At 67.6% G+C, this 23,163-nt stretch carries 18 protein-coding genes; 8 read left to right on the top strand and 10 right to left on the bottom strand.

All coding sequences use genetic code 11. The annotated features are described in order from the left end of the window. Positions 1-54: 54 nt before the first annotated feature. The 4 genes from VER16_RS15150 to VER16_RS15135 are packed head-to-tail and all read left to right on the top strand — an operon-like array spanning position 55 to position 4,269. Positions 55-1,089 (top strand): SPOR domain-containing protein, encoded by a 1,035-nt coding sequence (locus tag VER16_RS15150; RefSeq protein WP_324809513.1) that lies wholly within the window; start codon positions 55-57, stop codon positions 1,087-1,089. A 46-nt stretch (positions 1,090-1,135) separates the two neighbouring features. Beyond that, complete coding sequence (locus VER16_RS15145; RefSeq protein ID WP_324809511.1) at positions 1,136-1,909, top strand: CvpA family protein; 774 nt, start codon at positions 1,136-1,138, stop codon at positions 1,907-1,909. 58 nt (positions 1,910-1,967) lie between these two features. Further along, a complete protein-coding gene (purF, locus tag VER16_RS15140) occupies positions 1,968-3,434 on the top strand; it encodes an amidophosphoribosyltransferase (protein ID WP_324809510.1) in 1,467 nt (488 codons plus the stop codon). Positions 3,435-3,444: 10 nt separating this feature from the next. Beyond that, positions 3,445-4,269, top strand: coding sequence for a ferritin-like domain-containing protein (locus VER16_RS15135; protein ID WP_324809508.1), 825 nt, complete (start codon positions 3,445-3,447; stop codon positions 4,267-4,269). Positions 4,270-4,338: 69 nt separating this feature from the next. Here VER16_RS15135 and VER16_RS15130 read toward each other — a convergent pair whose 3' ends face one another. Beyond that, positions 4,339-5,805: a phospholipase effector Tle1 domain-containing protein gene (locus tag VER16_RS15130; RefSeq protein ID WP_324809506.1), complete on the bottom strand. Its 1,467-nt coding sequence runs from the start codon at positions 5,803-5,805 to the stop codon at positions 4,339-4,341. Positions 5,806-6,031: 226 nt separating this feature from the next. Between VER16_RS15130 and VER16_RS15125 the strand changes: the two genes are divergently transcribed. Beyond that, positions 6,032-7,285: a M12 family metallo-peptidase gene (locus tag VER16_RS15125; protein ID WP_324809504.1), complete on the top strand. Its 1,254-nt coding sequence runs from the start codon at positions 6,032-6,034 to the stop codon at positions 7,283-7,285. A gap of 94 nt (positions 7,286-7,379) precedes the next feature. Here VER16_RS15125 and lpxH read toward each other — a convergent pair whose 3' ends face one another. The 9 genes from lpxH to VER16_RS15080 form a co-directional block, all read right to left on the bottom strand. Next, entirely contained in the window at positions 7,380-8,126 is a 747-nt protein-coding gene (lpxH, locus tag VER16_RS15120; protein ID WP_324809502.1) for a UDP-2,3-diacylglucosamine diphosphatase, read from the bottom strand. 83 nt (positions 8,127-8,209) lie between these two features. Further along, complete coding sequence (locus tag VER16_RS15115; protein ID WP_108767881.1) at positions 8,210-8,749, bottom strand: phosphatase PAP2 family protein; 540 nt, start codon at positions 8,747-8,749, stop codon at positions 8,210-8,212. Continuing rightward, on the bottom strand, positions 8,730-9,875 hold the full coding sequence (locus VER16_RS15110) for a glycosyltransferase family 1 protein (protein WP_324809499.1): 1,146 nt from the start codon (positions 9,873-9,875) through the stop codon (positions 8,730-8,732). Before VER16_RS15110 ends, VER16_RS15115 begins: the two co-directional genes overlap by 20 nt. A 124-nt stretch (positions 9,876-9,999) precedes the next feature. Continuing rightward, positions 10,000-12,906, bottom strand: coding sequence for a TonB-dependent receptor domain-containing protein (locus VER16_RS15105; RefSeq protein WP_324809497.1), 2,907 nt, complete (start codon positions 12,904-12,906; stop codon positions 10,000-10,002). 349 nt (positions 12,907-13,255) lie between these two features. Next, positions 13,256-14,782, bottom strand: a complete 1,527-nt coding sequence (gene ppx / locus VER16_RS15100) for an exopolyphosphatase (RefSeq protein ID WP_324809495.1) — start codon at positions 14,780-14,782, stop codon at positions 13,256-13,258. A 237-nt stretch (positions 14,783-15,019) separates the two neighbouring features. After that, entirely contained in the window at positions 15,020-17,107 is a 2,088-nt protein-coding gene (gene ppk1, locus VER16_RS15095) for a polyphosphate kinase 1 (protein ID WP_324809493.1), read from the bottom strand. A 4-nt stretch (positions 17,108-17,111) separates the two neighbouring features. Further along, on the bottom strand, positions 17,112-18,443 hold the full coding sequence (gene phoR, locus VER16_RS15090; protein WP_324809491.1) for a phosphate regulon sensor histidine kinase PhoR: 1,332 nt from the start codon (positions 18,441-18,443) through the stop codon (positions 17,112-17,114). 104 nt (positions 18,444-18,547) lie between these two features. Further along, complete coding sequence (gene phoB / locus VER16_RS15085; protein WP_053519436.1) at positions 18,548-19,237, bottom strand: phosphate regulon transcriptional regulator PhoB; 690 nt, start codon at positions 19,235-19,237, stop codon at positions 18,548-18,550. 116 nt (positions 19,238-19,353) lie between these two features. Further along, on the bottom strand, positions 19,354-21,054 hold the full coding sequence (locus VER16_RS15080) for a M48 family metalloprotease (RefSeq protein WP_324809486.1): 1,701 nt from the start codon (positions 21,052-21,054) through the stop codon (positions 19,354-19,356). 88 nt (positions 21,055-21,142) lie between these two features. Here VER16_RS15080 and grxC point away from each other — a divergent pair, with 88 nt between their 5' ends. The 3 genes from grxC (at position 21,143) to VER16_RS15065 (ending at position 23,138) form a co-directional block, all read left to right on the top strand. Then, positions 21,143-21,433: a glutaredoxin 3 gene (grxC, locus tag VER16_RS15075; RefSeq protein WP_079225103.1), complete on the top strand. Its 291-nt coding sequence runs from the start codon at positions 21,143-21,145 to the stop codon at positions 21,431-21,433. Next, positions 21,430-21,822 (top strand): carboxymuconolactone decarboxylase family protein, encoded by a 393-nt coding sequence (locus VER16_RS15070; RefSeq protein ID WP_324809483.1) that lies wholly within the window; start codon positions 21,430-21,432, stop codon positions 21,820-21,822. The genes grxC and VER16_RS15070 overlap by 4 nt, the downstream gene beginning before the upstream one ends. Before the next feature lie 311 nt (positions 21,823-22,133). Beyond that, entirely contained in the window at positions 22,134-23,138 is a 1,005-nt protein-coding gene (locus VER16_RS15065) for an isocitrate dehydrogenase (RefSeq protein WP_324809481.1), read from the top strand. The last annotated feature ends 25 nt before the right edge of the window (positions 23,139-23,163 follow it).

Below are 23,163 nucleotides of genomic sequence, written 5' to 3'. Positions count from 1 at the left end.
GTCTGCTCCGGCACCCGTATAATCGACCCATCTCCAGCCTGTCGCCTGCCTCACGTGGATACGCCCCTGAAACAGCGTCTGATTGGTGCCATCGTCCTGGTGGCCTTGGCCGTGATTTTCCTGCCGATGCTGGTCAAGGGGCCTGCCCCGGACAGCGGTGTGGCCAATGTGCCGATCACCGCGCCTGACGCGCCGGGCGATGGCCAGTTCGAAACCCGTGAGCTGCCCCTGGTCGCCCCGGCCGGTGGCGCCACCGGTCTGCAGAGCGGCCAGGCCAAGCCGGTCGAGGAGGCTGCCGCGCCGGCCACCCCGCCCACCGTCGATACCTCGCCGGCCGTTGCTGCCGGGAACTACGCGGTTACCTTCGGCGCCTACGGCAGCCAGGCCGACGCCGATGCGGTCATCGCCTACCTGAAGCGCTCGCAGCTGCCGGGCTTCGCCGAAGCCGCCTCCATCAACGGCCGCCAGGCCTGGCGCGTGCGCGTGGGGCCGTACGCCGACCGTGCCCAGGCCGAAGCCGCCCGCCTGCAGGCGGTGAAGGTGCGTGGTGACGTCAAGGCCGAAGTGATCACCCTGGACGCCAGCACGGCGCCGTCCCCGGCCGTGGCGGCCACCCCGGCCGCACCCAGTGCCAGCACCCCGGTCGCTGCGCCGTCGCCGTCGGCAGCCGCCAATCCGGTGCGCAGCGAGAGCCTGCCGGCCAGCACCCCGACCGCAGCGACGCCGGCGACCCCGAAGCCGGAAGCGCCCAAGCCGCAGCCGAAGCCGGAACCGGCCAAGCCGCAGCCGAAGCCGGAAGCGACGGCCAGCAAGCCCGAGGTCCCGGCCACGCCGGCCGCCCCGGCTGCCAGCAGCGTCGGCTTCGCCGTGCAGCTGGGGGCGTTCGGCCAGGCCGGTGATGCCAATGCGCTGCGCGACAAGGTCCGCGCCGCGGGTTTCAGTGCCTTCGTCGAACAGGTCCGCACCGAGAAGGGCACCCTGCACCGCGTGCGCGTCGGGCCGGTGGCCAACCGCGCCGATGCCGAACAGCTGAAGGCGCAGGTCGCCGCCAAGGTCGGCGTGGCCGGCATGGTGCGGCCACACCCATGACCTGTCGGCAGCCCTGTTGCCAGCGCCGCCGAAGGAGCGGGGCGCCATGATCGACCTGGTGCTGCTGATCGTGATTGCCGTTTCGACCCTGCTGGGGTTGCTGCGCGGCTTTGTAAGCATCGTCATCGGCACGGTCTCATGGCTGGTCGCCGCCTGGGCGGCTTTCGCCTTCGGCAACGACGCAGCGCGCTGGTGGGCAGCACCGGCTGCGCCCGGCGGCGAGCACTTCGTCGGCGGCTACCTCAGCGTCGGCATCGGCGTGATGGTGGTGGTCGCGGTGTTCGGCATGGTCATCAAGCACATCGTCCAGCGCAACATGCTGGGCAGCCTGGACCGTCTGCTGGGCGGCATGCTGGGCGCCGTCCGTGGCGGCCTGATCGCGGCCATCCTGGTGCTGCTGGCCAGTTTCACCCCCTTGTCCTCCGAGCGCTCCTGGCACGCCTCCAACGTGCGCCCGGTGCTGAACCCGGCCGTGGCCTGGATGAACAGCAAGCTGCCGCACTGGCAGGTCCCGGGAGCCGATCTGCTGCCCAAGGGCTTGCCGAAGGACACTTTGTCCCCATCTGCGTTGATGGAACTGAGCAGGAGTGCCAGCGCTGAACTGGGCAAGGCGGGCGCCGGGTTGGGCAAGCCGGGCGCGACAGGCGATAATGGCATCCTCAACCAGGTAGTGGCGGGCAGCGGATGGCTGCGGCCTGCGGAAGCGGAACAGGGCGACAACCATGATCCGGCCAAAGTGGGCCCGGATGCCTCTGCACTGCCAGACAACATCGAGCCGGTTGATCCGGCCAACGTCGACCGCAGGCGCGGCGACCACTAAAGGCCAGGCACGGCCACCTTCCTTGTAACTGGGCATCGCCCAGCGGAGACCTCGCACCATGTGTGGCATCGTCGGAATCGTCGGCAACCAGAACGTCGCCGGGCAGTTGTATGACGGCTTGACCGTCCTCCAGCATCGCGGCCAGGACGCGGCGGGCATCGCCACCGCCAACGGCAGCCGCCTGCGCGTGCAGAAGGCCACCGGCCTGGTGCGCGACGTGTTCGATGCCCGCACCATGTCCACCCTGGAAGGCAGCGTCGGCATCGCCCATGTGCGTTATCCGACGGCCGGTTCGGAAGGCATGGATGAGGCGCAGCCGTTCTACGTCAATTCGCCCTACGGCATCGCATTGGCCCACAACGGCAACCTGATCAACACCGAAGCCCTGCGCCAGCAGGTGTTCGAGCAGGACCGCCGCAACGTCAACACCGATTCGGACAGCGAAGTGCTGCTGAACGTGTTCGCCTATGAACTGGAACAGCAGCGCCAGCTCAGCCCGGAAGCGGCCATCCGTGCCGTGGCCGGCGTGCATCGCCGCTGCAAGGGCGGCTATGCCGTGGTCAGCGTGGTGCTGGGCCTGGGCCTGGTCGCCTTCCGCGACCCGCATGGCATCCGTCCGCTGGTGCTGGGCAAGCGCAGCCACGCCGAAGGTGACGAGTACATCGTGGCCTCAGAATCGGCCGCGCTGGACGTGCTGGGCTTCCAGCGCGTGCGCGACGTGCAGCCGGGCGAAGCACTGGTGATCACCGCGCGTGGCGAGCTGTTCTCGGAGATCTGCGCCGAGCCGGCCGAGCACACCCCGTGCATCTTCGAGTACGTTTATTTCGCGCGCCCGGATTCGATGATCGACAACGTATCGGTGCACAAGGCGCGCATGCGCATGGGCATCAAGCTGGGCGAGAAGATCCTGCGCCTGCGCCCGGACCACGACATCGACACCATCATCCCGATCCCGGACACCTCGCGCGACGCCGCGCTGGAAATCTCCAACGTGCTCGGCGTGAAGTACCGCGAAGGCTTCATCAAGAACCGCTACATCGGCCGCACCTTCATCATGCCGGGGCAGGGTGAGCGGGTGAAGTCGGTGCGCCGCAAGCTCAACCCGATCCATCTGGAGTTCCGCAACCGCGTGGTGCTGCTGGTGGACGATTCGATCGTGCGCGGCACCACCAGCCAGCAGATCGTGCAGATGGCCCGCGATGCAGGCGCACGCAAGGTCTACCTGGCCAGCGCCGCGCCGCCGGTGCGTTTCCCGAACATCTACGGCATCGACATGCCGGCGGCCGAGGAACTGGTCGCGCACAACCGCACGGTGGAAGAGATCGAAGCGCACCTGGGCTGCGACTGGCTGATCTACCAGGACATCGAGGACATGGAAGCGGCGGTGAGCGAAGGCAACACGGCGCTGCGCAGCTTCGATTCGTCGTGCTTCAACGGCCATTACCCGACCGGCATCGAGCCTGGCTACTTCGAGCGCATCCAGCAGCTGCGTTCGGACGACGCCAAGCACCAGCGCCGCGCCTGAGGCCCAGGCCGTGGTGGATGTCCCCGACGTGGGTGGCGACCTGCTGCGCGCTGCGCAGCAGTGCCTGGCCGAAGCCGATCCGCTGCGTAAGGTAGCGCTGACCCGGGCCTACGCGGCCGCGTTCCGTGCCGGCCGCTTGAGGGTGGCCGCCGACGCGCCCCCGCCCGACGCGATCCGCATGCCCGGCCGTCCCGCGCGGCTGGTGCTGGTACACCCGCGGCAGGTGCCGCGTCGCGGGTTGGGCGGGGTCGAAGGCCGCGCCGCCTTCATCCACGCCATCGCCCACATCGAACTGAACGCGATCGACCTGGCCTGGGATGCGGTGTATCGCTTCCGTGGCCTGCCGGCGGCGTTCCATGCCGACTGGGTCAGCTGCGCCGATGACGAGTCGCGGCACTTCCTCCTGCTGCGCGAGCGGCTGCAGGTGCACGGCCATGAGTACGCCGATTTCCCCGCGCACAACGGCCTGTGGGAGATGTGCGAGAAGACCGCCCACGATGGCCTGGCGCGCATGGCGCTGGTACCGCGCGTGCTGGAAGCGCGCGGGCTGGACGTCACCCCGGGCATGATCGAGAAGCTGCGCAATGTCGGCGATGCTGAAACGGCCGACGTACTGGAAGTGATCTTGCGCGAAGAAGTGGCGCACGTCGCTGCCGGTTCGCGCTGGTACCGCTGGTACTGCGAGCGCGCCGGGGTCGAGCCGCGCGAACGCTTCAAGGAACTGCTGCAGGAATACGCCGGCGGTTACCTGCACGGCCCGTTCAACCTGGAAGCGCGCCTGCTGGCCGGCTTCGATGCCGACGAACTGGCCAACCTGATCGAACAGGCGGGTTGATCAAAAAAGGGGACGGAGGGGATTAAGTCGTTTTGCCACAAACGACTTAATCCCCTCCGTCCCTCTTTTTCATGCGTTCGGCAGGACCGCGCGTTTGCCATCCACGGTGGGGCGGTTGATGTAGAACAGCCCCGGTCCGGGGCGGTACGGCAGCTCGCTCACGCCCGCATCGGCGGTGTAGGTCAGCGCGGTGTCGCCCAGTGCATCGAAATTCCAGTGCGCCGACTGCATCAGGTAACGGCGGCGCAGCAGCGCTTCCTGGGGCGGGGTCAGTGCCTGGCCCGCCAGAAGCCGCCGCGCGATCGGCTGCAGTGCGGTGGGCAATGCCCAGTCGGGCACATCGGCGGCCTGCGCGGTCCACTGTACGCCGGCCTCGCTGGCCTGCCGCTGCATCACCTGCAGCGCGATCAGCTGGTAGCGCCAGTCGATGCGCCGGCGCAGGACCACCGCTGCCGTCACGTACAGGACCGGGGCCAGCAGCACGCTGCGGCTGCCGGCGCGGCGCTGCTGCTGCCACTGGTGCCACACATCCACCCAGACCTCTTTTTCATCCAGCCCCAGCTGCTGCCGCCAGCGTTCGGCATCGGCCTGCGCTTCGGCATATGCCGTGGTCGCCTGCAACTGCGCCAGGGAGGGCGTCTGGTAGTCGGCCAGCGGCGCGCGGCGCAGCAGCTGGCGGCGTGGCCGGCTCAACAGCTTCGGGCCCTCTTCGGTCTGGTCGTAGCCACCGCCGATATTGGCGTGGACGCCGGGCAGCACGATCTCGGCATGGGCTGGGGCGACGGTGGTCAGCGGGTAATGCTGGCGGTGTTCATCGCGGGCCACCAGTTGCACCACGCGGCCGGCGACATGTGCGGGCAGGGCCAGCTGCGGTTGCTCATCGGCACGGCCACCGCTGACGGCCACCACGGTGTCGAACAGGCCGATGAAACGCAGCGCGGGGCGCTGCACCATGAAGTCCACCGCGCACGCCAGGCCGGCCTGCTGCAGCAGCTGGCGCCAGCGCGCGCCCTCCCAGCCCTGCAGCTGGTTGGCGACGTCACGGGCAGCGGCCGCGCCGCGCGAGTAGCCGAACAGATCCACCTGCACACTGTGCAGCGGGGTGGGCCGCTGGCCGGCGAGGGCGGCAAGGGCGCCGGGCAGCAGCACCTGCAGCGCGCGCTGCACTTTGGCGCGTACGCCGCTGGCGCCCACGCCGAAGGCCAGACCGATCAGGTCGTCCTCGGCGTCATCGCGGGTGCCGACGCCTTCGACGTAGATGGCCAACGAGGCGCCAACAGCGGGCGTGCGCCGGCTGTCCGGGTACAGCTGGTAGAGGCGCGCGATGTTGGTGGTGCCGTTGTCATAACTGCTGGTCAGCCGGCTCTGGTAGGTCGAGTCGTCGTCTGCGCGCAGCTGCGCGGGCCGCGGCTGCGGTGCCTGTGGACGACCCCGTGCCAGGTTGTGCGCGTTGTTGCGGGTGCCGTCGAAGAACAGGCCGATGCGCAGCACGCCTTCGGGGTCAGCGGAGATTGCCGTGGTCGGGTCGGGGGCCATGTTCAATCCTTGTCGTGGCGATGTCACGGTGACGCGAAGAGTTGGTGTTTACGACGCGTGATGACGTTTTTGACCTGTATGAACCCAGATGCGGTCGATCACAATTCCTGATTCTCATTCCCATTGTCTATTGAATTCACGTAGTCGGCGCAGGCCGAATGGCCACACCCGGCAAACCGGGTGGTGATCCATCAAGGCAGTCCACCTCACTTCAGGAGCGACCAGAATGATGTCCAGATCGATGGGTAGAACGGCGGTTGGCGTGTTGTTGGGCCTTTCAGTGGTGGCAGCGGCCGGTGCCGCGCCGTTGTTTGAACCGGTGACCATCCTCAGCCGCGCTTCGGCCGGCAGTGATCCCGCGCTGGCGCGGTTGCTGTCTACGCCCTCCACCGCCACCGTGCAGGACGTTCGCATCGACGCGGCCGCCACCGCGCAGCCGCAGCTGGAATTCGAACTGCTCGGGCAGAAAGTGCAGGCGGTCCGCAGCAAGGTCGAAGCGCTGCCCGGTGGTGGCAGCGTCTGGTACGGGCAGATCCGCACGCCGTCGGACCGCCTGCAGAAGGCGACCTCCAACGGCCAGGACGATCCCGGCAATTCACTGATCGTGGTGCGCTCGGGCAACACCCTCACCGGTTCGATCCGCAAGGACGGCAGGCTGTACCGCCTGCGCCCGCTGGGCGACCGCCACATCCTCGTGGAGGTGGATGAAAGCCGCATGCCCGCAGACCATCCGGCCGACTACAACCAGTTGCCGAAGATCCCGATGCCGGACAATGACCGTATCGGCATCGCCCAGGCGTCGTCGGGTACGCCGGCCACGATCCGCGTGCTGGTGGTAGCCACCAATGCCGCCGTGGCGGCGTATGGCGGCAACATGCAGTCGCTGGTGCAGCTGGCCGTGGCCGAATCCAACCAGGGCTATGCCAACAGCAACGTCGGCATCACCATGCAGCTGGCCGGCTATGAAACCACCAGCTACGCCGAGTCGGGCAACTTCACCACCGACCTCGCCCGTTTCCGCAACACCAGTGACGGCTACATGGACAGCATCCATACCAGCCGCAACAACACCGCCGCCGATGTGGGCGTGCTGCTGATCAACAACACCAGCTACTGCGGCCTGGCGTCGGGCATCGGCTCGACGGCATCCACCGCCTTCGCAGCGGTGTACTGGGATTGCGCGACGGGCTACTACTCCTTCGCCCATGAGATCGGCCATCTGCAGAGTGCCCGGCATGACATCAGCAACGACCCGAGCACCTCGCCGTATGCCTATGGCCACGGCTACCGTTACGAGCCCGCATCCGGTTCGCGCTGGCGAACCATCATGGCCTACGACTGCTCGGCGGGCTGCCCGCGCCTGAACTACTGGTCCAACCCCAACATCAGCTACAACGGCGTGCCGATGGGGATCGCCAGCAGCGCGGACAACCAGCGGGTGCTGGTGAACACCAAGGCGACGGTGTCCGGCTTCCGCTGAGGCCATTGCTGGACGGCACGCGCCGACCAGGGTCGGCGTCTACCGGCCTGCGCGCGCTGGTAGATGCCAACCTTGGTTGGCACCCGGCAATCCGTCATTCGCGCTTGAGGGAATCCAAGCGCCAGCCGTCGGCATCCACGCGCAGCACCGAACCCTGTTCGTACCAGTCGCCCAGCACGATGCGGGTGCGGCTGCGCCCGCCGGCCTGCAGCGTGTGGATGGCCGGGCGGTGGGTGTGGCCGTGGATCATCGTGTCCACGCCATGGCGGACGAAGGTGGCCTCGACTTCGGCCGGGGCCACGTCGGTGACCGTCTCGAACTGCGCGCGGTCGCCCTGCTTCATCTCCGACTGGCGTGCCTGGCTGGCATCGCGCGCCTTCTGCGCGAAGGCAATGCGCGCGGCCAGCGGCTGCGACAGGAACTGCGCCTGGAACACCGGGTCGCGGGTCTGCGCACGGAACTGCTGGTAGGGAATGTCATCGGTGCACAGCAGGTCGCCGTGCTGCAGCATCACCGGGTGGCCGTACAGCTCGATCACGCAGGGGTCGGGCAGGATGCGCAGGCCGGCACGGCGGGCGTAGTCCTCGCCCAGCAGGAAATCGCGGTTGCCGCGCATGAAGAACACCGGCACGCCGCTGTCGGACAGCACCTTCAGCGCATCGGCCACCGCATCGGCGGCCGGCGAAGGCGTGTCATCGCCGATCCAGGCTTCGAACAGGTCGCCGAGGATGTACAGCGCGTCCGCGCCGGGCGCGTCCTCGCGCAGGAAGCGCAGGAACAGGTCGGTGATGGCTGGACGGCTGGGGTCCAGGTGCAGATCGGAAATGAACAGCGTGGTCATGCGGGCATTCTAGGGCATCGGCTCGCCGGGCATGGTCCGGCGCTGCCGGTAGCGCCGGGCCATGCCCGCCGGATCGAGCGGAATTACACCGGCAGCGGCAACCAGGCCAGGCTGGCCGCGGCCAGCAGTGCGGCAATGCCGGTGGCGGCCAGCACGTCGCTGGGGTAGTGCAGGCCCAGCACCACGCGCGACAGGCCCACGCCGAAGGTGAACGGCACCAGCAGCGGGGCCAGCCACGGGTAGTAGGCCAGGGCCACGATGGTGAACGACACCGCGTGCAGGGTGTGCCCGGAGGGGAAGCTGAACTCATCCAGCGGCGCCACCCAGGCGCGGATGCGCAGGTCGGCCGCGTACGGCCGCGGGCGCCGGGTCCACCGCTTGAGGCCCTTGTACAGCAGCAGTGCGGCCAGGCCGGTGGCGGCCATGTGCACCGATGCGCGCAGGCCGTCGAAGCCATCGACCAGCACCAGTGCGCCCATCAGCACGTACCAGAACACGCCATCACCCAGGCGGCTGATGACCGAGAACAGGCGGCGCACGCGACGGCGCCGGCAGTAGTGGTTGGCCCGTCGGCACAGCCGTGCTTCGCGGCCGGCAAGTCCTTCAAGCGGCGTTGTGCGCATGTCCGGTCCTCCGTGCCTGGGCCAGTTCGGCCAGCAGCGTTTCGAATTCGGCCACCACCTGCTGCGGGTGCAGGCGCTTCATCGCGCGGGCGGCGTTGCTGCCCAGTTCGCGGCGCAGCGCATCGTCGCTGGCCAGCTGCACGGCCGCCTCGACGAACGCCTCGTCGGTATCCACGGCCGCGCCGTTCTCACCCGTGCGCAGGTACTCGCGCGCGGCGCCGTAGTCGAAGGCCACCGTGGCCAGGCCGCAGGCCATGCTTTCAAGGGTCACGTTGCCGAACGTCTCGCTGCGGCTGGGGAACAGGAACAGATCGCCGCTGGCGAAGTGGCGGGCCAGGGCGTCGCCGCGCTGGATGCCGCAGAAGATGAAGTCCGGGTTGTCGTGGGCCAGCTTCTCGCGTGCCGGGCCGTCGCCGACGAACACGAAGCGTGCCTTCGGCCTCACCTGCTGCAGGCGGCGGAAGGCCTTCACCGCCAGTCCGAGGTTTTTCTCGGCAGCGATGCGGCCCACGTAGATGGCGACCAGGCCGTTGCCGTCCACGCCCCATTCCTCGCGCAGCGCCGGGTCTCGCCGGGCGGGATCGAACTGCTGGCTGTCCACGGCGCGCGCCAGCAGGCGTACGCGTTCAAAGCCCTGGTCGGTGAGGAACTGCTGCAGCTCGCGGGTGGGTACCAGGGTGGCATCGGCCTGGTTGTGGAAGCGGCGCATCCAGCGCATCGCCGCCGTCTGCAGCCAGGCCACGCCGTAGTCGGGCAGGTATTCGTCGAAGCGGGTGTGGAAGCCGGTCGCCACCGGGATGCCAAGGCGACGCGCGGTGCGCAGTGCCGACCAGCCCAGCGGGCCTTCAGTGGCGATGTAGACCGCATCGGGGCGCTGCTGCTGCCAGTGGCGGCCCAGCCGGATCGGCGCGGGCAGGCCGAAGCGCAGGCCCGGGTAGCGGGGCAGGGCGGCGCCCGGCACCAGCAGCGTGCCGGGCGCCGGATCCAACGCTTCACTGGCCTGTCGTGGACGGATCAGGTCGACCTCATGGCCGCACGCGCGCAGGCCCTGCTCCAGGCCCTGCACGGTGAGCGCGACGCCGTTGACTTCCGGCGGATAGGTCTCGGTGACAATGGCATGGCGCATGGCGGGCCTCCGGTTTTCCGGCATGCTCGGCCCTGCCCATGTAGTGGTTGTGACCACATTGCGACCGTCGGATGACGGCCGCGCCGGCCAGTAAAAGCACGGCCCCGAAGGGCCGTGCCGTCGATCAGAAGCGCTGCTGGTACTTCATGTAGATGAAGCGGCCGATGTCGTAGCCACCGTAGTAGGAGAAGACCGAGTTCGGCTTGGTGTACATCACCGGGCCGTACTTCTCGAACACGTTGTTGGCGCCAACCGACACCGTGGCATCCCACGGCAGGCTGTAGCGGAACTGCACGTCGTGGAAGGTGACCGAACCACGTTCGTTGTAGTTGCGGGTGCCGGCGTACCACGGTGCACGCACGCCCGGGTCGGAGCATTCGTCCGGATGCGCGCTCAGGCTCAGGCACTGTTCCTTGACGCCGGAGTAGTAGCGGGCGGTCCAGGTGACACCGAAGTTGCTCAGATCCCAGCCCACGGTCAGGTTGGAGCGCACGCGGAAGCCGCTGCCGATGCCGTTGGTCGGGGTCGGCACCACGGTGGTGTCGTTGGTCGAACGGAAGATGTTCGAGCTGACGTAGGTGGTGGACCAGGCGCTGGTGAACTTGCCGTACGAATCGGTATCCCAGCGGTAGGTCACGTCCATGTCGTAACCTTCGGTTTCCAGGAAGCCGGCGTTGCGGTTGCCGTAGGTCAGCTTGTTGACGATGCCGGTGACCGGATCACGGGTGAACTGTCCGCAGCGCGAGGTCACGCCCTGCTCATAGCAGTCGATCAGGATCTGGTTCGGGCTGTCGGCAACGATGGTGTTGTCGATGCGGATCTTCCACCAGTCCAGCGAGGCGTTGAAGTTCGGGATGAAGCTCGGGCTCCACACCAGGCCCAGCGTCTTGCTCTTGGACGTTTCCGGCTGCAGCAGCGGATTGGAGCCGCTGGTGAACGGCACCGGGGTCTGGTCGGTGCTGCTGGTGATCGGCACCATGCCCTGCTTCAGCTGGCGGTAGTTGTTGGCATCGGCGATGTCACGCGCGCAGCGGGCACGGACTTCGGCGCTGGTGCGCGAAGCGCCGTACACGGTGTCGCAGGGATCGGCATAACCGGTGGTGAAGGTTTCCGAGCCGCCGCCGTACAGATCGTTGATGGTCGGCGCACGGAAGCCCTCGGCCCAGGTACCACGCACCAGCAGCTGGTCGAACGGCTTCCACTTGAAGCCGAACTTGCTGTTGAGCGTGTTGCCGAAGGTGTCGTAATCCGAGAAGCGGGTTGCGGCGTTGAGCGTCAGCTCCTTCGCGCCCGGCAGGTCGGCCAGCACCGGCACATTCAATTCCAGGTACGCCTCGTTCACCCGGTAGCCGCCGCCGGTCGGGCCTGCGGCCAGGTTGGTGGTGGCGCCGGTCTGGGCCAGGGCATCGGGAATGAACTCACCGCTTTCCTTGCGGTTTTCCACGCCGAACGCAAAGCCCAGGTCACCGGCGGGCAGGGTGACGATGCTGCCGGCGATGGTGGCGAAGAAGTTCTTGCCGACGGTCTTGCCGGAGGAATCCTCGGCCGGCATCAGGTAGTCGATCAGCGCCTGGTTGCCGGTCAGGCCGTAGGGATTGACCACGCCGGCAGCGATCAGCGGGTTCCATACCATGCAGTTGGCGATCGGCGCAGCCGCAGTACCGCACTCGACCTTGCCGGTGGCGGCGTTGTAGTACGACGGGCCGACTGCATCCTTCACGCGCTGCTTGTGCAGGTTGCCGGTGGCGTGCTGGCGCAGTTCGTTCTTGTTGTACTGGTAGCCCACTTCCCAGTCGAAGAAGCGCTCACCGATGTTGAACGAACCGTCGAAGGCGGCCACGGCGCGGTAGGTCTTCAGCGAGCTGTCACTGACACGCGGCACTTCCCAGGTGCGGTGGTTCCAGGCCACGGCGGTCGGGGTGGCGTAGCCGTGCTGGCTGCCGAACGGGTTGAAATAGCTGTTGACCGACATCGCGCCGATGCCCGCAGTGGACGACTGCAGCGGGTAGCCGGCGATCTGGCGGCTCGAATCACGCTTGTTGTAGCCCAGCTGCGTGCTGAAGTGGATCGCGTCGGTGATGTTCAGGCGGCCATCGACGAACACCGAATCCCGCTTCAGCGGATAGTTCAGGTGCATCTGCTCGTTGGTGTTGCTGACATCGCCGTTGGGCGCAGTGGCGTTGGTGATGTGGTAGTTGGCCGGGTTCAGCGGGTCGCTGCCGCGGTTGAGCGAGTAGCTGCAGCTGGCGGTCGCGCAGCCCGGGCCCTTCAGGCCGGTGATCTGGCCGTACTGGCTCACCGTGGTCCAGGCTTCGGTGGGGTGCAGGTCGGTGTTGCCGTAGGCGCTGAACCAGCGGTCCCTGGCCCACACGGCCTTTTCTTCGGCATGCTCGGCCGAAACGGTGATCGAGCCGCGGTCGTTGGACCAGCCGGCCACCACGTCGATGCGGTCGCGGCCACCGTCACCCTGGCTGTACTGGCCGTGGTAGACGTTGGCGGTCACGCCGGTCACGTCATGGCGGGTGATGATGTTGACCACGCCGGCCATGGCGTCGGAGCCGTAGATGGCCGAGGCACCGTCCTTGAGGACTTCGATGCGTTCCACCGCCGACACCGGCAGGGTGGAAATGTCCTGGTAGCCGGAGGTGCTGATGCCCAGGCGCTTGCCGTTGACCAGCACCAGGGTGCGCTGGGTACCCAGGTTGCGCATGTCGATGTAGGTGCCACCGGCGTTCTCGCCGGCCGTCAGCACGTTGGCGCGGCTGATGGTCGGGCTGCCCATCGCGGTGACGTTCTGCAGGATGTCGGACACCGAGCTGAAGCCCTGGCGTTCGATGTCGGTGCGCGAGATCGCGAGCACCGGGTTTGCGCTCTCCACGTCGACCTGGCGGATGCGCGAGCCGGTGATTTCGATGCGGTCGAGGGTCGTGGGGGCGCCGTCCTGGGCAAATGCAGGCAGCGCAATCGTTGCGGTGCCGACGATCAGGGCCTGGCGGATCGCCTTGCCCAGCACGGTGGTGCGTGAAGTCATCGCGTCTCTCTCTCTCTCAGAAGCTGCGGGCGCGGGGCCAAAAGAGCCCCGCAAATGCCAGCTCAGGGCAGAAGCGACTGAGCCGGTGACTTCGATTTATTCTCGTTCGTTAAAGCGATGTAAAGGGGGTGTGCCGAAATGTATCGAACTTTGTCACACCGGCTTAACTTAAGTCGAATAAAAGCAAAGAGTTACGGTCTGCCGCGAATCGAGGTCTTTGCAGCGATGGGTGAACCTGAATCCCCATTCAGATTGAAAACTGCGCAAACCTGCACAGAAAGACGGCCCCATCATGGGGCCGGCGTCAGGCTTGTCAGGGGGCATCGCGCCTGGCGTTGCCAGGCCGAACTCAGGCGACGAAGGGGCGGAACTGGATGCCCAGCCCGGCCAGGCCCTCGGTCTCGCCGATCAGGTCGGCGCGCAGCAGCGGCCGGGCGTCAATGAACGCCTGCGGCACGATCAGCGACAGGCGCCCCTCGTCGGCGGTCAGTTCCAGTGCCGGCAGCGGCACGTCTTCGTGCGCGCGGTTGAGCAGCACAGCCAGTCGCAGCAGGGCGGTCAGGCGGCGTGCGGTCAGCAGCAGGCGCTCGGGCAGGGCGTCGAAGGCGGATTTGCCGACGTTGCGCCGATGGCTGCGCACCAGCGCGGCCAGCATCTGCTGTTCCTGCCTCGAAAAACCGGCGATGTCGGAGTTTTCCAGCACATAGCTGCCGTGCACGTGGTAGCCGCTGTGGGCGATCATCAGCCCCAGTTCGTGCAGGCGCGCGGCCCAGCCGAGCATGCGGGCGTCGTCGGCATCCAGCTTCCAGCGCTCCTGCACCTGCTCGAGCAGCGACAGGGCGGTGTCCTGCACGCGATCGGCCTGCACGGTGTCGATGCCATAACGCTGGGTCAGCGCCGCCACCGATTCGTCGCGTGGGTCGTTCTCGCCGGCACGGCCGACGATGTCGTACAGGATGCCTTCGCGCATGGCCGCCTTGCTGACCAGCAGCTTCTCCAGGCCCAGCGCCTGGAAGGCCGCCTCCAGCACCAGGATGCCACCGGCGATGATCGGCCGGCGGTCGGCGGACAGCCCGGGCAGCACGATGTCGTCGATCTTCTTGGCCTTCAGCAGTTCGTCGCGCAGCTGCGGCAGGGCTTCGGCGGTGATCGCGCCCTTGCTCAGCTTCATCGTGGCGCAGATTTCGCTGATCGCCTTGTGTGTGCCCGACGAGCCGAGGGCTTCCTGCCAGCCCAGCGCGCGGTACTTGCTGGCAAACGGCTGGAACTCACGGCCGATCTCGGCCAGCGCGTCCTTCCAGCGCTTGCGGCTGAGCTTGCCGCCCGGGAAGAAGCGGCGGGTACTGGCGATGCAGCCGGCCTGCAGGCTTTCGCGTTCCAGGGTCTGCATGCCCTTGCCGATGATGAATTCGGTGGAGCCGCCGCCGATGTCGATGACCAGACGACGCTGGTCGGCCTTGGGCGGCTGTGCATGGGCCACGCCGAGGTAGATCAGGCGCGCTTCTTCGCGGCCGCTGACCACTTCGATGGCATGGCCGAGCGCGGTTTCGGCCGGCACCAGGAACGACTGCGGCGAACGCAGCTGGCGCACGGTGTTGGTGGCCAGGGCGCGTACGCGGTGCGGAGGGACGTTGCGGATGCGCTGGCCGAAGCGGGCCAGGCATTCCAGCGCGCGCTGCCGTGCGGCGGTGGACAGGCCGCCCTTGCCATCCAGGCCATCGGCCATGCGCACCGTTTCGCGCAGGCGGTCGATGACGCGCAGCTGGCCGAGCGTGTAGCGCGCGATGACCATGTGGAAGCTGTTGGAGCCAAGGTCGATGGCGGCCAGCAGGTCGCCATCCTGCAATGCGGGCGGAGTCGTGGTGGTGTGCGGCATGGGCGAATGTTAGCCGAAGGGACGGTGTGCTCGTCACCGCGCGGCCTTCACATTGTGTAGGGGGGCGTGCGGTAGTGCCGGCCGCAGGCCGGCAACCTCCACGTCAAAGGCGGGCTATCCGTGGAATGGCGGCGTCCTGTGCTGCTGTTGGTAGGTGTCGACCTTGGTCGACACGGTAGATCCACGCCATGCGTGGATGAATCCCAATGTGCCGACCAACGGTCGGCACCTACCGGTTCACAGCCCCTGCATCAACGCCATCTGCGCCGAATGCGGCGCTTCATCGTGGGCCGGGGTGCGCTTGTGGTAGATGCCTTCGGCATCCAGGTCCCACGCGTTGAGGTTGTCGTCCAGGTAGTTCTGCAGCACTTCGCGGTACACGCGCTTGGCCAGGTCCGGGTCGAGGATCGGGAAGCAGGTCTCGACCCGGCGCAGCAGGTTGCGTTCCAGCCAGTCGGCGCTGGCGCAGTACAGCTCCGGTGCGCCGTCGTTGCCGAACCAGTACACGCGGCTGTGCTCCAGGAAGCGGCCGACGATGGAGCGCACGCGGATGTTGTCCGACACCCCCGGTACGCCCGGGCGCAGGGTGCAGGCGCCGCGGATGATCAGGTCGATCTGCACGCCGGCCTGCGAGGCCGCGTACAGCGCGCGCACCACCTGCGGCTCGTTCAGTGCGTTCATCTTGGCGATGATGCGCGCCGGGCGGCCGGCCGCGGCAATGCGCGTCTCGCGCTCGATGCGGCCGAGAATGCCGGTGTGCAGGGTGAAGGGCGACTGCAGCAGGCGCTTGAGCTTCATCTTCGAGGCCAGCCCCGACAGCTGCTGGAACAGCAGGTGCACGTCGTTGCCGATATCCGCATCGGCGGTGATCAGGCTGATGTCGGTGTACGCGCGGGCGGTGCCGCTGTGGTAGTTGCCGGTGCCCAGGTGCACGTAGCGACGCAGCTTGCGGCCTTCGCGGCGCACGATCAGCAGCATCTTGGCATGGGTCTTGTAGCCCACCACGCCGTACACCACCTGCACGCCGGCTTCCTGCAGGCGGTCGGCCAGGCCCAGGTTGGCTTCCTCGTCGAAGCGCGCGCGCAGCTCGACCACCACCGTCACGTCCTTGCCGTTGCGGGCGGCCTGGATCAGTGCATCGACGATCAGCGAATCCTTGCCGGTGCGGTACAGGGTCTGCTTGATCGCCAGCACGTTCGGGTCCACCGCGGCCTGCTTGATCAGGTCCAGCACGGCGGTGAAGGCATCGAACGGGTGGTGCAGCAGCAGGTCCTGGCGCGCGGCGATCTCGAAGATGCCGTCGCTGTCGCGCAGGGTGCGCGGGTTCATCGGCGGGTACTTCAGGTCCGGCTGCGGCACCAGGTCGTACAGCTGGATGATGCGGTTGAGGTTGACCGGGCCATCGATGCGGTACACCGCGTTCTCGGTGAGGCCGAAGTTCTGCAGCAGGGTACGCACGATGTCCTTGGGCGTGTCCTCGGCGATCTCCAGGCGCACCGCTGGCCGGTAGCCGCGGTCGACCAGTTCATCGCGCAGGGCCAGCGCCAGGTTCTCCACTTCTTCCTCGTCCACCACCAGTTCGGAATTGCGGGTGACGCGGAACTGATAGGCGCCCTGGACTTCCATGCCCGGGAACAGCTCGTCGACGAAGGCCGACAGCACCGAGGACAGGAACACGAAGTTCTGGCCGCCGCCCAGACTTTCCGGCAGCTGGATGATGCGCGGCAGCGAACGCGGTGCGCGCACGATGGCCAGGTGGCCGGCGCGGCCGAACGCATCGGTGCCCTTCAGCACGACGACGATGTTCAGCGACTTGTTGAGAATCTTCGGGAACGGATGCACCGGGTCCAGGCCCAGCGGCGACAGCACCGGCATGATCTCGTTGCGGAAATACGCGCGCAGCCAGCGCTTCTGCCGGTGGTTCCAGGAATGCCGGCCGAGCACGCCGATGCCGGCCTCGGCCAGCGCCGGGCGCAGCGTCTGGTTCCAGCAACGGTACTGCTGGTCCACCAGTTCGGCGGCGCGGTCATGGATGGCATTGAGGATGGCCTGCGGGCTCATCCCGTCCGGCGCCGGCGGCAGGCCGAATTCCTGCGCGTGGCGTACGGCCGCGGCGCGGATCTCGAAGAACTCGTCCAGGTTGGTGCAGGAGATGCACATGAAGCGCAGGCGCTCCAGCAGCGGCACCTGCGGGTCCATGGCCTGGGCCAGCACGCGGAAGTTGAAATCCAGCTGCGACAGTTCGCGGTTGATGTACAGCGCCGGGTCACGCAGTGGATCGTTGTCCGGGCTCACGGGGAGAGGAAGGGATCCGAGGCTGCTCATGGCTTCATTCTTCGATGGAGGTCAGGGGGGCGGACTCGCGCGGGCGCACGTGGTCGGCATCGAAATGGCAGGAGAACACCGAGCCCTTGCCCACTTCGCTTTCAATTTCCAGCCGCGCGTGGTGCAGGCCGAGGATGTGCTTGACGATGGACAGGCCCAGGCCCGTGCCGCCGCTTTCGCGCGAGCGGCTGCTGGAGACGCGGTAGAAACGTTCGGTCAGGCGCGGCAGGTGGGTGGCCGGGATGCCGTAGCCGCTGTCACGCACGGCCAGCACGGCACCGTCGCCTTCGCGGCGGAACTCCACGGCGATGCGGCCATCGGCCGGCGTGTAGCGCACCGCGTTGGTGACCAGGTTGGAAAACGCGCTGTGCAGCTCCTTGGTCGAGCCCAGCAGGTCCACGCCGGCCAGGTCGTCGATGCTGATCTGGTGGCGACCCTGGCTGTGCGCTTCGGCCTCGCGGCGCAGGGTGGCCAGCATCGGCTGCATGGCCACGGTCTCTGCTTCGCTGTGCTCCTGCGATTCCAGCCGCGACAGGGTCAGCAGGTCTTCCACCAGCTGGGCCATGCGCTGGCTCTGCTTGCGCATTTCTTCCAGCATCGGGCCGGTCCCGGGGAAATCCTCCGGGTCCATCATGTCCAGGTAGCCATGCACCACGGTCAGCGGCGTGCGCAGTTCGTGGGAGACGTTGGCGACGAAGTCGCGGCGCACCTGTTCCAGGCGCAGCAGCTTGCTGACGTCGCGGGCGATCAGCAGCCAGTAGTCCGACGAATACGGAATCAGGCGCAGGTTCAGCCGGATCGCGGGGTCCACCGGCGAGGGTACGTCGAGGATCGGTTCGGCATTGCGGCCACCGGCCAGCCAGTGGGCCAGCGGCATCGGCTGCAGGCGCTCGACCAGGGCTTCGCCGAGGTCGCCGGGGTGGTGCAGGCCGAGCAGGGCGGTGGCCGCTTCGTTGAACCACTGCACGCGCTGGCTGTTGCGGTCCAGCACCACCACCGCATCGGGCAGGGCGGCGGCAGCGGCGCGGTAGCTGCGCAGCATGTCCAGCAGGCGGCGCTTGCGCACGCGCATTTCCACCTGGTTGCGGTACAGCAGGCGGTCCAGCTCGTTCCAGACGCCCGTGCCTTCCTCGGCGGTGTCCCAGCGCTGGCGCGCGGTCAACCGGCGCAGCACGCGGCGCAGGCGCCAGTAATGCCAGGTGAGCGTGCCCAGCGCGGCCAGTGCGATGCACAGCCACAGATGCCCACTGAACCACCCGACCACACCGGCCAGCACCAACAGCGCGGCCACGGTGGCCAGCGTCTTCAACCAGGCGGAGCGGATGTGGCGGGGCATTGCGGTCTCGTCGTTGGAGGCGGCGGTTCACGCGGTGAACCGAGGGTTATAACAGAGTTGCCGGCACCGGCACCGGCAGGTGCGCGGTGCCGGCACGACGAGGCTCAGGTGGCAGTGGAGAAGCGGTAGCCGGCGCCGCGCACGGTCTGCACCATGTTCTCGGCGTTGAACGGTTCCAGCGTCTTGCGCAGGCGGCGGATGTGCACGTCGATGGTGCGTTCTTCCACGTACACGCTGCCACCCCACACATGGTCCAGCAGCTGGGCGCGGGTATAGACGCGCTCGGGGTGGGTCATGAAGAAGTGCAGCAGGCGGTATTCGGTCGGGCCGATCGGCACCGGCTGTTCGTTGGCGAACACGCGGTGGGCGGCGCCGTCGATGCGGATCGGGCCGACGGCCACGCTGCCGTCCTCGTCATCTTCGCGGGCACGGCGCATGACCGCGCGGATGCGGGCCAGCAGTTCGCGTGCCGAGAACGGCTTGACCACGTAGTCGTCGACACCGGCTTCGAGGCCGCCGACGCGATCATTCTCTTCGCCACGCGCGGTCAGCATGATGATCGGCACTTCGCGGGTCAGGGTTTCCTTGCGCCAGCGACGGGCCAAGTCCAGGCCACTGGTGCCGGGCAGCATCCAGTCCAGCAGGATCAGGTCGGGCACGCGGTCGGCGATCGCGGTCTGGGCCTCGCGGGCATCGCCGGCGTGGACAGGTTCGTAATCGCCCTTGCGCAGGGCGAAGGCGACCATTTCGCGGATCGCGGGCTCGTCATCGACGATCAGGATGCGTTTCTGCACGAGGACACCGTAGGGCTCGGTTACTGGAGTGGTGCCAGTAGACTACGGTTTGATGACAGGTTTGTGACGTCCTGGCCAGGATCAGCGTCCATTGCCATCAGCCGGTCATGCCAGGCTCAGCGGCGGTCCAGCTCCGGGTCGCGCACGCCCTGGCGGCGCAGCTCCAGCACGGTCGGGGTGATGGTCTCGATGCGCGCATCCACCCGCGCCCGGCCGACGTAATCCAGCTCGGGATTGCGCTTGAGCGCCTGCAGCTGCATCAGCGCCTGTTCCGGGCGGCCGCCGAGGAAGGCCGCCTCGGCATAGGCCTCACTGGCGCGCACGCTGTCCCCGGCCAGTTCGCTGGCGCGGGCGTAACGCTGCTGGAAGACCGGATCGTTACCGCTTTGCGACAGCAGCGGGCGCAGCATCGCCTGCGCGCGCTGGCCGGCCTCGCGGCCGCCCTGTTCATTGAGGATCTCAGCGTAGGTCAGCGCCACAGGCCGGCTGTTGGGGTGCTCGCGCAGCAGCTGCTCGAAGCGGGCGTTGGCCTGCACCGGCTGGCCGGCACGCGACTCGGCCTCGCCCAGGGCCAGGGCCACGAACAGGTTGTCCGGGTAGGTCTTCTGCAGGCCGGCCAGGGTCTGCCGGGCCTGGCTGGCGCCGGCGCGACCGCCGCGCATGGCGGCCAGGGCCTGGCCATAGCGCTGGGCATCGGTCAGGCCGTCCTTCTGGCGGCGGGCCAGATCGGCATACTCGCGCTCCAGGTCCGGGGTGGTGTCGGCACTGAGCACGCGCAGGCGCTCGCGGGCCCAGTCGAAGTCACCGCTGGCGCCGCGGCTGAGCTGGCCGATCGGCAGGCGCAGCACGCTGCTGGGCAGCAAAGGGTTGGCGCCGCGCAGCAGCGGCTCGGACAGGCTGGGGTCGGCCGGGTTCACCCGTTCCTGGCGCTCGCCACTGGGGGTGCTGGTGGTGAGCAGCACCGTGTCCTTCTTCATCTGCTGGGCGCGGGCCTTGGCCTCGCTGATGCGGGTGGTGTTGACCGGGTGGGTCTGCAGGAAGTCCGGGGTCTGGTAGCCGCCGTCGTTGCCGCGCATCGCCGCCGACATCCGCTCGAAGAAGCCGGCCATGGCGTCCACGTCGTAGCCGCTGCGGGCCAGGGTACGGATGCCGAGGCGGTCGGCTTCGGATTCGTTGGAGCGGGTGTAATTGATCTGCCGTTGCTGCATCAGGCCCATGCCGGAGCTGATGGCGGCCATCGTCGCGTTGCCCGACGAACTGCTGTTGCTGGCCTGGGCGGCCACCACCGCCGCCAGCATGCCCAGCAGGATCGGGATCTGGTCACGCTGGGCCCGTTCGACCCCGCGCAGCACGTGCTGCTGGGTGACGTGGGCGATTTCGTGGGACAGCACGGCGGCCACCTCGTCCTCGCGCTCGGCGGTCAGCACCAGGCCGGCGTTGACCCCGATATACCCGCCCAACGTGGCGAAGGCGTTGATCTGGCGGTCCTTCATCACGAAGAACGTATAGGGCTGGCGTGGCTGGTCGCTGTTGGAGCCGAGCCGGGTGCCCATGGTCTGCAGCCAGTCGTTGACCAGCGGGTCGTCCAGCAGGTAGCCGTAGTTGCGCAGTTCGCGCAGCATCATCGCGCCGTACTCGGCCTGCCGGGCCGGGGTCAGCAGTTCGCCGGCCGACGAACCGATGTCCGGCAGCTTGTCCTGGGCATGGGCCAGGGGCATGGCCACGGCCAGGGTCACAGCGGTCGACAGCAGCAGGGCTCGCAAGCGGAAGGTCCTCGGGCAGGGCGCGCCCAGCGTGGCAGGGCAGGGGGCAACCATTCGTTAATCCACAGTGTTGCGGTCGTGGCGTGGAAATTCCAGCGCACCGGTACCATATATGGACCGTCGATCCATCGTGGAGTTTCCAGTGACAGCCCAGCCCGCTGGCGGTTCGCCCGCCATCACCATCTATTCCACCGCCGTCTGCCCGTACTGCGTGGCCGCCAAGAACTTCCTCAAGAGCAAGGGCCAGCAGTGGACCGAGGTCCGCATCGACCTGGACCCGGTCGAGCGCGAGAAGATGATGTCCCTGACCCGCCGCACCAGCGTGCCGCAGATCTTCGTCGGTGACGTCCATGTCGGCGGCTATGACGACATGATGGCCCTGCATCGTGAAGGCAAGCTCGAGCCGCTGCTGGCCGGGCAGGGCCAGGCATGAGCGCGGCCGACGACGGCAGCAAGGACCGCATCGCCGAATTCACTGATTTCCGCAAGCGCATGAACGAGCGCATCCTGGGCGAACCGAACCAGGTGGTGCGCCGCTTCTTCGCTCTGGACACACAGACCTACCAGGCCGGCGCGCTGGACGTGAAGACCAAGGAACTGCTGGGCCTGGTGGCCTCGATGGTGCTGCGCTGCGACGACTGCATCAGCTACCACGTGGCCCAGTGCAAGGATGCCGGGGTGACCCGTGAAGAGTTCTTCGAGACCTTCTCGGTCGGCCTGGTGGTCGGCGGCTCGATCGTGATTCCGCACCTGCGCCGCGCGGTCGACTTCCTCGACCAGCTCGAAGGCGGCGCCGCCGCCCCCGACGCGCACGAGCACTGAGGTAGCGCCGGGGCATGCCCGGCGGACACCTGAACGAAAAGCCGCCGGGCATGGCCCGGCGCCATCGGGCGCGCTCACGGGCCTTTACCGCTATCTCTCAGCCCAAGAGCCCCTTCTTGTTGAAGGGGCGCGCCGACAGGCGGGGGTAGAGGAGGAATGCGCGGGCAATTATGCCTTTGCCGGGGTCGGGACCATGGTCTACTTGGGTAGCCGGGCCCGGCTAAGGCATAATTGCGGGTGAAACTTCCTTAGCGCCGGCGTTTCCGGGCACGTCCGGACGGCGTATTCCCCCCTGTTCGGAACATCGATCAATGACGCAGAAAATTACGGTCATCCGCGGCGACGGCATTGGCCCGGAAATCATGGACGCCACCCTGTTCGTCCTCGACCAGCTCAACGCTGGCCTGGAGTACGAAGATGCGGACGCCGGCCTGGTGGCCCTGGAAAAGCACGGCGACCTGATGCCGGCGGTGACCCTGGAATCGATCGCGCGCAACAAGGTCGCGCTGAAGAGCCCGCTGACCACCCCGGTCGGTGGTGGCTTCACCTCGATCAACGTCAGCCTGCGCCGCCACTTCGACCTGTACGCCAACGTGCGTCCGGCCCACACCTTCCCGAACACCAAGTCGCGCTTCAACAACGTCGACCTGATCACCGTTCGTGAGAACACCGAAGGTGCGTACTTGGCTGAAGGCCAGGAAGTCTCGGCTGATGGCGAGACCGCCTTCTCCGGCACCCGCATCACCCGCAAGGGCTCCGAGCGCATCGTGCGCTACGCCTTCGAGCTGGCCCGCAGCGTCGGCCGCAAGAAGGTCACCGCCGTGCACAAGGCCAACATCATCAAGTCGACCTCGGGCCTGTTCCTGAACGTCGCCCGTGAAGTCGCCGCCCAGTACCCGGAGATCGAGTTCCAGGAAATGATCGTCGACAACTGCTGCATGCAGCTGGTGATGCGTCCGGAACAGTTCGACGTGATCGTGACCACCAACCTGTTCGGCGACATCATCTCCGACCTGTGCGCCGGCCTCGTCGGCGGCCTGGGCCTGGCCCCGGGTGCCAACATCGGCAAGGACGCGGCGATCTTCGAAGCCGTGCACGGCACCGCGCCGGACATCGCCGGCCAGGGCAAGGCCAACCCGTGCGCGCTGCTGCTGGCGGCCGCACAGATGCTGGACCATGTCGGCCAGCCGGAAAACGCCGAACGCCTGCGCAAGGCCATCGTGGCAACCATGGAAGCCAAGGATTCGCTGACCGGCGACCTCGGCGGCACCGGTACCACCATGAGCTTTGCCCAGGCCATCGCCAGCCGCCTGTAAGCGGCCGGCCAACCTCGGTTGATCC

This window comes from Stenotrophomonas sp. (assembly GCF_035634915.1).
Taxonomy (GTDB): Bacteria; Pseudomonadota; Gammaproteobacteria; order Xanthomonadales; family Xanthomonadaceae; genus Stenotrophomonas.
The sequence above is the reverse complement of the archived record's forward strand: the minus strand, read 5'-3'. Positions and strand labels throughout refer to the sequence as shown.

Bases quoted from the DNA above. Each gene is read 5' to 3' on its own strand.
- VER16_RS15145 (WP_324809511.1), top strand. From the start codon at position 1,136: ATGATCGACCTGGTGCTGCTGATCGTGATTGCCGTTTCGACCCTGCTG.
- purF (WP_324809510.1), top strand. From the start codon at position 1,968: ATGTGTGGCATCGTCGGAATCGTCGGCAACCAGAACGTCGCCGGGCAG.
- VER16_RS15130 (WP_324809506.1), bottom strand. From the start codon at position 5,805: ATGGCCCCCGACCCGACCACGGCAATCTCCGCTGACCCCGAAGGCGTG.
- VER16_RS15125 (WP_324809504.1), top strand. From the start codon at position 6,032: ATGATGTCCAGATCGATGGGTAGAACGGCGGTTGGCGTGTTGTTGGGC.
- lpxH (WP_324809502.1), bottom strand. From the start codon at position 8,126: ATGACCACGCTGTTCATTTCCGATCTGCACCTGGACCCCAGCCGTCCA.
- VER16_RS15115 (WP_108767881.1), bottom strand. From the start codon at position 8,749: ATGCGCACAACGCCGCTTGAAGGACTTGCCGGCCGCGAAGCACGGCTG.
- VER16_RS15110 (WP_324809499.1), bottom strand. From the start codon at position 9,875: ATGCGCCATGCCATTGTCACCGAGACCTATCCGCCGGAAGTCAACGGC.
- VER16_RS15105 (WP_324809497.1), bottom strand. From the start codon at position 12,906: ATGACTTCACGCACCACCGTGCTGGGCAAGGCGATCCGCCAGGCCCTG.
- ppx (WP_324809495.1), bottom strand. From the start codon at position 14,782: ATGCCGCACACCACCACGACTCCGCCCGCATTGCAGGATGGCGACCTG.
- ppk1 (WP_324809493.1), bottom strand. From the start codon at position 17,107: ATGAGCAGCCTCGGATCCCTTCCTCTCCCCGTGAGCCCGGACAACGAT.
- phoR (WP_324809491.1), bottom strand. From the start codon at position 18,443: ATGCCCCGCCACATCCGCTCCGCCTGGTTGAAGACGCTGGCCACCGTG.
- VER16_RS15080 (WP_324809486.1), bottom strand. From the start codon at position 21,054: ATGGTTGCCCCCTGCCCTGCCACGCTGGGCGCGCCCTGCCCGAGGACC.
- VER16_RS15070 (WP_324809483.1), top strand. From the start codon at position 21,430: ATGAGCGCGGCCGACGACGGCAGCAAGGACCGCATCGCCGAATTCACT.
- VER16_RS15065 (WP_324809481.1), top strand. From the start codon at position 22,134: ATGACGCAGAAAATTACGGTCATCCGCGGCGACGGCATTGGCCCGGAA.